The sequence below is a fragment of the Pseudomonas sp. PNPG3 genome, assembly GCF_023093815.1.
Taxonomy (GTDB): Bacteria; Pseudomonadota; Gammaproteobacteria; order Pseudomonadales; family Pseudomonadaceae; genus Aquipseudomonas; species Aquipseudomonas asiatica.
Genome location: NZ_JALLKV010000003.1, coordinates 227,262 through 236,426, shown reverse-complemented (window position 1 = coordinate 236,426; position 9,165 = coordinate 227,262). Strand labels below are relative to the sequence as shown.

General features: G+C 63.1%; 10 protein-coding genes. 7 read left to right on the top strand and 3 right to left on the bottom strand.

All coding sequences use genetic code 11. From position 1 onward, the window contains the following. Positions 1–126: 126 nt before the first annotated feature. Complete coding sequence (gene tyrS, locus MJ643_RS04410) at positions 127–1,326, bottom strand: tyrosine--tRNA ligase (RefSeq protein WP_013970622.1); 1,200 nt, start codon at positions 1,324–1,326, stop codon at positions 127–129. 213 nt (positions 1,327–1,539) lie between these two features. On the opposite strand from tyrS, the gene MJ643_RS04405 reads away from it, so the two are divergent. Further along, entirely contained in the window at positions 1,540–2,961 is a 1,422-nt protein-coding gene (locus MJ643_RS04405) for a peptidoglycan DD-metalloendopeptidase family protein (protein WP_013970621.1), read from the top strand. A gap of 4 nt (positions 2,962–2,965) precedes the next feature. Beyond that, positions 2,966–4,057 carry an anhydro-N-acetylmuramic acid kinase gene (locus MJ643_RS04400; protein WP_208209408.1) on the top strand — a complete coding sequence of 364 codons (1,092 nt, stop codon included), beginning with the start codon at positions 2,966–2,968 and terminating at the stop codon, positions 4,055–4,057. A gap of 59 nt (positions 4,058–4,116) precedes the next feature. Here the strand turns inward: MJ643_RS04400 and erpA are convergent, their stop codons facing one another. Both erpA and argC read right to left on the bottom strand, forming a co-directional pair. After that, entirely contained in the window at positions 4,117–4,467 is a 351-nt protein-coding gene (gene erpA / locus MJ643_RS04395; RefSeq protein WP_015268740.1) for an iron-sulfur cluster insertion protein ErpA, read from the bottom strand. Between the two features lie 146 nt (positions 4,468–4,613). Beyond that, positions 4,614–5,648, bottom strand: coding sequence for an N-acetyl-gamma-glutamyl-phosphate reductase (argC, locus tag MJ643_RS04390; protein WP_013970618.1), 1,035 nt, complete (start codon positions 5,646–5,648; stop codon positions 4,614–4,616). A 141-nt stretch (positions 5,649–5,789) separates the two neighbouring features. On the opposite strand from argC, the gene hemJ reads away from it, so the two are divergent. From hemJ to coq7, 5 genes are all read left to right on the top strand, one after another. Then, positions 5,790–6,215: a protoporphyrinogen oxidase HemJ gene (gene hemJ / locus MJ643_RS04385; RefSeq protein WP_003258833.1), complete on the top strand. Its 426-nt coding sequence runs from the start codon at positions 5,790–5,792 to the stop codon at positions 6,213–6,215. A gap of 28 nt (positions 6,216–6,243) precedes the next feature. Then, positions 6,244–7,200: a nitronate monooxygenase family protein gene (locus MJ643_RS04380; RefSeq protein ID WP_013970617.1), complete on the top strand. Its 957-nt coding sequence runs from the start codon at positions 6,244–6,246 to the stop codon at positions 7,198–7,200. 67 nt (positions 7,201–7,267) lie between these two features. Continuing rightward, positions 7,268–8,050 (top strand): SDR family oxidoreductase, encoded by a 783-nt coding sequence (locus tag MJ643_RS04375; RefSeq protein WP_013970616.1) that lies wholly within the window; start codon positions 7,268–7,270, stop codon positions 8,048–8,050. Between the two features lie 63 nt (positions 8,051–8,113). Further along, the gene (locus tag MJ643_RS04370; protein WP_013970615.1) at positions 8,114–8,452 is read left to right on the top strand and encodes a histidine triad nucleotide-binding protein; all 339 of its coding nucleotides are present in this window, start codon (positions 8,114–8,116) and stop codon (positions 8,450–8,452) included. 65 nt (positions 8,453–8,517) lie between these two features. Continuing rightward, the gene (coq7, locus tag MJ643_RS04365; protein WP_003258825.1) at positions 8,518–9,165 is read left to right on the top strand and encodes a 2-polyprenyl-3-methyl-6-methoxy-1,4-benzoquinone monooxygenase; all 648 of its coding nucleotides are present in this window, start codon (positions 8,518–8,520) and stop codon (positions 9,163–9,165) included.

The following is a 9,165-nucleotide window of genomic DNA, read 5'->3' as shown; positions in this document are numbered from 1 at the left end:
GGGCGCATTATAAGGGGATTCGAGAGGGCGTCAACCTTTAATTTCAAGAAACTTTCATATCGCCGAAAAGCAAAGCGGGGAGGCCTGTCGGCCTCCCCGCTTCTATATAGCTACACCTGCAGACAATCACTCGGCCTTGAGGGTAACCCGTGCAAATGACTTCTTGCCCGCCTGGCACACATGGGTTGCACCCAGCGCGAAGACGAAGTCACGATCGACCACCGCGCCATCAACCTTGACCGCACCACCACTCAGCAAATCACGCGCCTGAGCCGAGTTCTTCACCAGGCCAGCCCGGTTCAGCACGGCAGCAATTGGCAGGCTTTCAGCCGCAGCGACTTCGACCTCCGGCAGATCTTCCGGCAACTCGCCTTCCTTCATGCGGTTACCCGCGGCACGGTGAGCATTGGCCGCAGCCTCTTCGCCATGGAAGCGTGCAACGATCTCTTCCGCCAGCTTGATCTTGATGTCGCGCGGATTAGCGCCATTGGCGACGTCGGTACGGAACTGCTCGATCTCTTCCATGGAACGGAAGCTCAGCAGCTCGAAGTAGCGCCACATCAGGGTATCCGGGATCGAAACCAATTTGCTGTACATCACCCCCGGCGCTTCCTGGATACCTACATAGTTACCCAGCGACTTGGACATCTTCTTCACGCCGTCGAGCCCTTCGAGCAGCGGCATGGTCACGATGTTCTGCGCCTCCTGGCCATAGGCGCGCTGCAGCTCACGCCCCATCAGCAGGTTGAACTTCTGGTCGGTACCACCCAGCTCGACATCTGCCTTCAGCGCCACCGAGTCATAACCCTGCACCAGCGGGTACAGGAACTCATGGATGGCAATAGGCTGGTTGGTGGTGTAGCGCTTGTCGAAGTCATCGCGCTCGAGCATGCGCGCCACGGTGTACTGCGATGCCAGGCGAATGAAGTCGGCCGGGGTCAGCTTGTCCATCCAGGTGGAGTTGAACGCGACCTCGGTCTTGGCCGGATCGAGGATCTTGAACACCTGCTGCTTGTAGGTCTCGGCGTTTTCCAGCACCTGCTCGCGGGTCAGCGGCGGGCGCGTGGCGCTCTTGCCGCTCGGGTCACCGATCATGCCGGTGAAGTCACCGATCAGGAAGATGACCTGGTGCCCCAGGTCCTGGAACTGGCGCAGCTTGTTGATCAGCACCGTGTGCCCAAGGTGCAGGTCAGGCGCGGTCGGGTCGAAGCCGGCCTTGATGCGCAGAGGCTGGCCGCGCTTGAGCTTCTCCACCAGTTCCGACTCGACCAGTACTTCTTCCGCACCGCGCTTGATAAGCGCCAGCTGCTCTTCAACCGACTTCATAGACAAACCCGCAAGGCTCAGATTCAGGGGGAGCCAACCATACAAGATCGGCCGTCAATTACAAGTTTCGCAAAGGAATGTGACCCGAACACACGCTTGCGGCGTCTACGCGCCCTTGCGTGAAAATGGATTTGGTTATATTTTATACAGTTATTTCATCTTCATCATGTCATTCATCTTTTCCATTTCACCTTTTTCAAAGTCACCTTGCCCATGACCAACGAACCGCCTAAAGCGCCCCCGCTTTATCCGAAAAGCCATCTGTTGGCCGCCAGCGGCATCGCCGCCCTGCTCAGCCTGGCCCTGCTGGTGTTTCCCTCCAGCGAAGTGGAAGCCAAGAAAACCACCCTCAACCTCGAGCTGGAGAGCCCTGCCGAGCAGTTGAAGGACGAATCCCGCGCTGCGCCCCTGGTGCAGGCAGAAGGTGAGCAAGGCTCGCCATTCGCCCAAATCGAAGAGACCACCCCCGAGACCCAGAAGGCCGAGCAGGAAGCCCCTGCCGCCGAACCGGTCGTCGAAGCCGCCAAGCAACCCAGCCACCGCGAAGTCACTGTGGCCCGGGGCGATACCCTGTCCACCCTGTTCGCCAAGGTCGGCCTGCCGAGCAACGCGGTGCACGACCTGCTGGCCAGCAACAAGCAGGCCAAGCAGTTCAGCCAGCTCAAGCACGGCCAGGTGCTGCAGTTCGAGCTCGACAAGGACGGCCAGCTGGCCAGCCTGCACAGCAAGGTCAGCAACCTCGAAACCATTCGCCTGACCAAGACCGACAAGGGCTATACCTTCAACCGCGAGATCAGCAAGCCGGTTGTGCGTACCGCCTACGCCCACGGCGTGATCAAAAGCTCGCTGTCGGCCTCGGCCCAACGTGCCGGCCTGTCCCACAGCATGACCATGGACATGGCTCGCGTGCTGGGTTACGACATCGATTTCGCCCAGGACATTCGCCCGGGCGATGAATTCGACGTGGTCTACGAGCAGAAGGTAATGGACGGCAAGGTCGTCGGCACCGGTAACATCCTGTCCGCGCGCTTCACCAACCGCGGCAAGACCTACACCGCGGTGCGCTATACCAACAAGCAGGGCAACACCAGCTACTACACCGCCGATGGCAACAGCCTGCGCAAGGCCTTCATCCGCACCCCGGTCGACTTCGCCCGCATCAGCTCGCGCTTCTCCGCCGGCCGCAAGCACCCGATCCTGAACAAGATCCGTGCCCATAAAGGCGTCGACTACGCCGCCCCACGCGGCACTCCAATCAAGGCAGCCGGTGACGGCCGCATCGAGCTGGCCGGGCGCCGCGGTGGTTACGGCAACACCGTGATCATCCAGCACGGCAACCGCTACAAGACGCTGTACGGCCACATGCAGGGCTTTGCCAAGGGCATCAAGACCGGCGGCTCGGTCAAGCAGGGCCAGATCATCGGCTACATCGGCACCACCGGCCTGTCCACCGGTCCGCACCTGCACTACGAGTTCCAGGTCAATGGCGTGCACGTCGACCCGCTGAGCCAGAAGGTGCCGATGGCCGACCCGATCGCCAGGAACGAGCGCCAGCGTTTCCTGCAGCAGAGCCAACCCCTGATCGCCCGCATGGATCAGGAAAAGGCCACCCTGCTCGCAGCGAACAAGCGCTAAGCCCATGGGGCTCTACCTGGGGGTGATGTCCGGCACCAGCCTCGATGGCCTGGACATTGCCTTGATCGAACAAGGCGAGCAGCTCCAACTGCTCGCCACCCACTACCTGCCCATGCCCGGCGACCTGCGCCAGGAACTGCTGGGCCTTTGCAGCAGCGGCCCTGACGAGATCGCCCGCGCTGCACTGGCGGAAAACCGCTGGGCCAGCCTGGCAGGCGAAGGCATCCGCGAGCTGCTGACCAGGCAAGGGCTGCAGGCCGGAGCCATCCGCGCCATCGGCAGCCACGGCCAGACCATCCGACACGAACCTACACGCGGCTTTACCGTGCAGATCGGCAACCCGGCGCTGCTGGCCGAGCTTACCGGCATCAGCGTAGTCGCCGACTTCCGCCGGCGCGATGTGGCCGCCGGTGGCCAAGGTGCGCCACTGGTGCCGGCCTTCCATGAAACCCTGTTCAGCCACCTGGGCCAGCGCCTGGCAATTCTCAACGTGGGCGGCTTCAGCAACCTCAGCCTGATCGAACACGACAAGCCAGTCCACGGCTTCGACTGCGGCCCGGGCAACGTGCTGCTGGATGCCTGGATCGAACGCAAGCGCGGCCAGGCCTACGATGCGGATGGGGCTTGGGCTGCCTCGGGCTTGGTGCGAGCCGACTTGCTCAGCGCACTGCTGGCCGACCCGTTCTTCGCCGGAATCGGCCCGAAGAGCACCGGACGCGAAGTATTCAACCTGTCCTGGCTGGAAGGTCACCTGGCCCGCCTGCCTGCTTACCGCGACGAGGACGTACAGGCAACTTTGCTGGAACTGACCGCACGCAGCATCATCGACTCGTTGAGCAACGCCCAGCAAGGCACCGAAGCGCTGCTGGTCTGCGGTGGCGGTGCGCGCAACGGCGCCCTGATGGCACGCCTTGGCCAGTTGCTGCCCGACGCCCGTGTCGCCAGCACCGGCGCCCATGGCGTGGACCCGGACTGGGTCGAAGCCATGGCCTTCGCCTGGCTGGCCCACTGCTGCCTGGAAGGCATCGCTGCCAATCGCCCTAGCGTGACAGCGGCCAAGGGCCTGCGCGTACTCGGCGCAATCTACCCGGCCTGAACCTTACGCCAGAAAGCAAAACGCCGCGCAATTGCGCGGCGTCTTCGTATGGCCAGGCCTCAGATCGAGAACGAGGAGCCGCAGCCACAGGTGGTGGCAGCGTTCGGGTTCTTGATCACGAAGCGCGAGCCTTCCAGACCTTCCTGGTAATCCACTTCGGCGCCGGCGAGGTACTGGAAGCTCATTGGGTCGACCACAAGGGAAACACCTTCGCGCTCGACGATGGTGTCGTCTTCGGCCACGTCCTCATCGAAGGTGAAGCCATACTGGAAGCCCGAGCAGCCACCACCGGTGACGAACACGCGCAGCTTCAGACGATCGTTGCCTTCCTCGGAAACCAGGTTCTTCACCTTTTGCGCAGCGCCGTGGGTGAATTCCAAAGCGGTAGGGGTGAAGGTTTCGACGCTCATGTTGATTCTCCCGGCGTGGTAGCCGCCATAAAACTCGATGACGCGCATTATCCGCTTTCCCGAGAAAATCGGTCAAGAATTGTGCGGCTTTAGTCGCGACCTACAAAAAGGCCCGCACGACGCGGGCCTTTTCGAATGCTGGCGGCTTACGGCAGCAGGCCGGCGTGTGACAAGCCCATGCGCTCGTCCAGGCCGAACAGGATGTTGAGGTTCTGCACTGCCTGGCCGGACGCGCCCTTGACCAGGTTGTCGATCACCGACAGCACCACCACCAGGTCACCACCTTGCGGGCGATGAACGGCAATGCGGCAGACGTTGGCACCGCGCACACTGCGGGTTTCCGGATGGCTGCCAGCCGGCATCACGTCGACGAACGGTTCGTTGGCGTAACGCTTCTCGAACAGCGCCTGCAGGTCGACCGAAGTGTCGGCGACGGTAGCGTACAGGGTGGCGTGGATGCCACGGATCATTGGCGTCAGGTGCGGCACGAAAGTCAGGCCGATATCCTTGCCAGCGGCCAGGCGAAGACCTTGGCTGATTTCCGGCAGGTGGCGATGACCCTTCACTGCATAGGCTTTCATGCTTTCGCCGGCTTCGCAGAACAGCGAGCCCACCGCCGCACCGCGGCCAGCGCCGCTGACACCCGACTTGCAGTCGGCGATCAGGCGCGACGGGTCGGCCAGGCCAGCTTCCAGCAGCGGCAGGAAGCCCAGTTGGGTAGCAGTCGGGTAGCAACCCGGCACAGCGATCAGGCGCGCCTGGCGAATCTTCTCGCGGTTGACTTCAGGCAGGCCGTATACCGCGTCCTTGAGCAGCTCTGGCGCACCGTGCGGCTGGCCGTACCACTTGCCCCACTCGGCGGCGTCCTGCAGGCGGAAGTCGGCCGACAGGTCGATCACCTTGGTACCTGCCGCCAGCAGTTCGCCAGCCAGGGCGTGGGCAACACCGTGCGGGGTGGCGAAAAACACCACGTCGCAGGCGGCCAGGGTCTTGCTGTCCGGCACGCTGAACGCCAGACCGTCATAGTGGCCGCGCAGGTTCGGGTACATGTCCGCCACTGCAACGCCCGCCTCGGAGCGCGAAGTGATGACCGCCACTTCGGCCTGTGGATGCTGTGCCAGCAGACGCAACAGTTCGACGCCGGTGTAACCCGTGCCGCCGACGATACCGACCTTGATCATAACGCTTGCCCCTTATCAACGAGCCGTCTGGAAAGCGCACGATAATAGGGGCGCAAGGCGCCTGTAACAACTCTTCGGGTGACCCTTCGGGCGCTTGACCACTACTATCTGACGACCGTGAATACCTGAAGGAACTCCCCCATGCTTTACCTATGGATCAAAGCGCTGCATATCGTCAGCGTGGTCTGCTGGTTCGCCGGCCTGTTCTACCTGCCGCGGCTGTTCGTCTACCACGCCCAAAGCCAGGACAGCATCAGCCAGGAACGCTTCGTGACCATGGAGCGCAAGCTGTTTCGCGGCATCATGAACCCGGCGATGATCGCCACCTACGTATTCGGCGCGTGGATGCTCTATCTCACGCCCGGCTGGCTCAGCCAGGGCTGGCTGCATGCCAAGCTGACCCTGGTCATCCTGCTGACCGTCTACCATCACATGTGCGGCGCCCAGCGCAAGCGCTTCGCCAGCGGCAGCAACACCCGCAGCCATGTCTACTATCGCTGGTTCAACGAAGTACCCGTATTGTTCCTGCTGGGTATCGTAATTCTGGTGGTGGTCAAACCGTTTTGACATAGCCACCCGCTCAAGGAGCCTTGCCATGTCGCTACCTGCCTCCCTCGAACAACGCCTGCGCCTGCCCGTGGTTGCCGCACCGATGTTCCTGATCTCCAACCCCAGGCTGGTACTGGCCTGCTGTTCCAACGGCGTGGTCGGCAGCTTCCCGGCCCTGAACCAGCGCGACAGTGCCGGCTTCAAGGCCTGGCTGGAGGAAATCGAGGCAGGCCTGGCACTGTTGCAGGCGCCAGCACCCTATGCCGTCAACCTGATCGTCCACCCGACCAACCCGCGCCTGCAGGCCGACCTGGCCTTGTGCGTGGAGCATCGCGTACCGATCGTCATCACCAGCCTCGGCGCGGTGAAGGAAGTGGTCGATGCCGTACATGGCTACGGCGGCCTGGTGTTCCACGATGTCACCACCCGCCGCCATGCCGAGAAAGCCGCCGAAGCCGGCGTCGATGGCCTGATCGCCGTCGCTGCGGGCGCAGGCGGCCATGCTGGCACCTGGAGCCCGTTCGCCCTGGCCGCAGAGATTCGCCAGTTCTTCGACAAGACCCTGCTGCTGGCCGGCTGCCTCAACCACGGCCACGAGATCCTCGCCGCGCAAATGCTGGGTGCGGACCTTGCGTACATGGGCACCCGCTTCATCGCCACCGCAGAAAGCCAGGCCCCGGGCGCCTACAAGCAGATGCTGCTCGATTCCCATGCCGCCGACATCATCCACACCCCAGCGGTGTCCGGCGTCCCTGCCAGCTTCCTGCGCCCGAGCCTGGAGCAAGCTGGCTACGACATGGATAACCTCAAGGGCGGCCACGAGCAAGGCAAGCTCAAGCCGATCGACGATGAAGCCAAGGCCTGGAAGACCGTGTGGTCGGCGGGCCAGGGGGTCGGCGGTATCGACGACCTGCCCAGTGCCAGCGCGCTCATCGGACGGCTGCATGACGAGTACCGGGACGCTCTGGAGCGCTGCCAGGCCCTGCGCGACCGTACCTTGTAGCAAAAGGCAACACCTTGACTGGCCAAGCTGTACACTAGGCGCCCTCTTCAGCCCCCAGGAGCCTTGCATGACCCGTTACGCCATGATCACTGGTGCTTCCAGCGGCCTGGGCCTCGCCCTGGCGGAAGCCCTGGCGCGGCGCGGGCGCAACCTGATCCTGGTGGCTCGCCAGCGTGAAACGCTGGAGCCGGTGGCCATCGAACTGACCCAACGCTTCGGTGTCGAGGTGCTATTCCGCGCCTGCGATCTGAGCCAACCGTTACGCCTGTCAGGCTTCGTGCTTGAACTGGAGGAAGGCGAGCGACGTATAGACCTGCTGGTCAATTGTGCCGGCCTGCGCACCTACGGGCCATTCCTGGCCCATGAGTGGGCGGACGAGCAGGACTTGCTGGAAGTCAACGTGCTGGCCCTGAGCCGCCTGTGCCACGCCATCGGTAACCTGATGGCCGTGCAGGGCGGCGGACAGATCCTCAATGTCGCGGGCCTGGCAGGGGTGGCGCCTGGCCCGTGGATGGCCGCCTATGCCGCTAGCAAGGCCTATGTACTGAGCTTCTCCCAGGCCTTGCGTGAAGAACTCAAGCGCACCGGCATCAAGGTTTCGGTACTGTGCCCAGGCCCGGTGCACTCCTCGCGCCGGCGCATTCCGCGGCTGGATGGCAAGCCACGCTGCCTCAGCCCTGAGGAAGTTGCGCTGTACACGGTACGCGCGCTGGACAAGAACCGCGCGCTGATCATGCCCGGCCGGCGCAACCGCTGGCTGGCGTTCGCCCCGCGTCTGCTGCCGCGCTGGCTGGTGCGCAAGCTGGCCGGTGCCATCCACCGCCGCTATTGCCCGGTTGGTATGGAATAGCTACTGGGCGAGCGGCGCCCGGCTGAGTACACTCGGCCCGACCCTCACCATGGAGCAAGTGCTGTGGACGATTTATTCATCAAGATCATCAACCGGGAAATCCCGGCGAAGATCATCTACGAGGACGACCAGGTTCTGGCGTTCCACGATATCGCCCCCCAGGCGCCCGTGCATTTTCTGGTCATCCCGAAAAAGCACATCCGCACTCTCAATGACTTGACCGAGGAAGACAAAGGCCTGGCTGGTCACATCTTGTTCACCGCCCAGCGCCTGGCCAAGGAACTTGGCTGCGAAGAAGGCTTCCGCGTAGTCATGAACTGCAACGAGCAAGGCGGCCAGACCGTCTACCACATCCACATGCACGTGCTTGGCCAGCGCCAGATGCACTGGCCACCGGGCTGATCCACGGCAAGCGACCCTGCCACTATTGCGGTAAACTGTCGGGCACATTCTTGCGGAGGTGCCCGATGGCTACCGAACGTCACTACTCGCCGCTCGACCGCTTGTTGCTGCAGGCCGATACCGCCATGCGCACCTTGCTGCCCTTCAGCGGCCAACCCGCCCGCCCATCGCCGGCCATCGTCCAGCCGGACGTCGACCTTGACGAACAGCAGGCCCGCCATGTTGCCGGGCTGATGCGTATCAACCACACCGGTGAAGTGTGCGCCCAGGCGCTGTACCAGGGCCAGGCCCTGACCGCCAAGCTGCCCGAAGTGCGCAAGGCCATGGAACATGCCGCCGAGGAAGAAGTGGACCACCTGGCCTGGTGCGAACAGCGCATTCGCCAGCTGAACAGCCACCCCAGCGTGCTCAACCCGTTGTTCTACGGCATGTCGTTCGGTATCGGTGCACTCGCCGGGCTGGTCAGCGACAAGGTCAGCCTGGGCTTTGTCGCCGCCACCGAGCATCAGGTGTGCAAGCACCTCGACGAGCACCTGGAGCAGATTCCGCAGGAAGACGAAAAGTCCCGGGCCATCCTCGAACAGATGCGCGTCGACGAGGAACAGCACGCCGAGTCTGCACTGGAAGCCGGCGGTTATCGCTTCCCTGCTCCGGTTCGCTTTGGCATGAGCCTGTTGGCCAAAGTCATGACCAAGAGCACCTACCGTATCTGA

Excerpts from the sequence above, each read along its gene's own strand:
- MJ643_RS04375 (WP_013970616.1), top strand. The coding sequence starts at position 7,268 with ATGACCCGTTACGCCATGATCACTGGTGCTTCCAGCGGCCTGGGCCTC.
- MJ643_RS04400 (WP_208209408.1), top strand. The coding sequence starts at position 2,966 with ATGGGGCTCTACCTGGGGGTGATGTCCGGCACCAGCCTCGATGGCCTG.
- tyrS (WP_013970622.1), bottom strand. The coding sequence starts at position 1,326 with ATGAAGTCGGTTGAAGAGCAGCTGGCGCTTATCAAGCGCGGTGCGGAA.
- MJ643_RS04405 (WP_013970621.1), top strand. The coding sequence starts at position 1,540 with ATGACCAACGAACCGCCTAAAGCGCCCCCGCTTTATCCGAAAAGCCAT.
- coq7 (WP_003258825.1), top strand. The coding sequence starts at position 8,518 with ATGGCTACCGAACGTCACTACTCGCCGCTCGACCGCTTGTTGCTGCAG.
- hemJ (WP_003258833.1), top strand. The coding sequence starts at position 5,790 with ATGCTTTACCTATGGATCAAAGCGCTGCATATCGTCAGCGTGGTCTGC.
- MJ643_RS04380 (WP_013970617.1), top strand. The coding sequence starts at position 6,244 with ATGTCGCTACCTGCCTCCCTCGAACAACGCCTGCGCCTGCCCGTGGTT.
- erpA (WP_015268740.1), bottom strand. The coding sequence starts at position 4,467 with ATGAGCGTCGAAACCTTCACCCCTACCGCTTTGGAATTCACCCACGGC.
- argC (WP_013970618.1), bottom strand. The coding sequence starts at position 5,648 with ATGATCAAGGTCGGTATCGTCGGCGGCACGGGTTACACCGGCGTCGAA.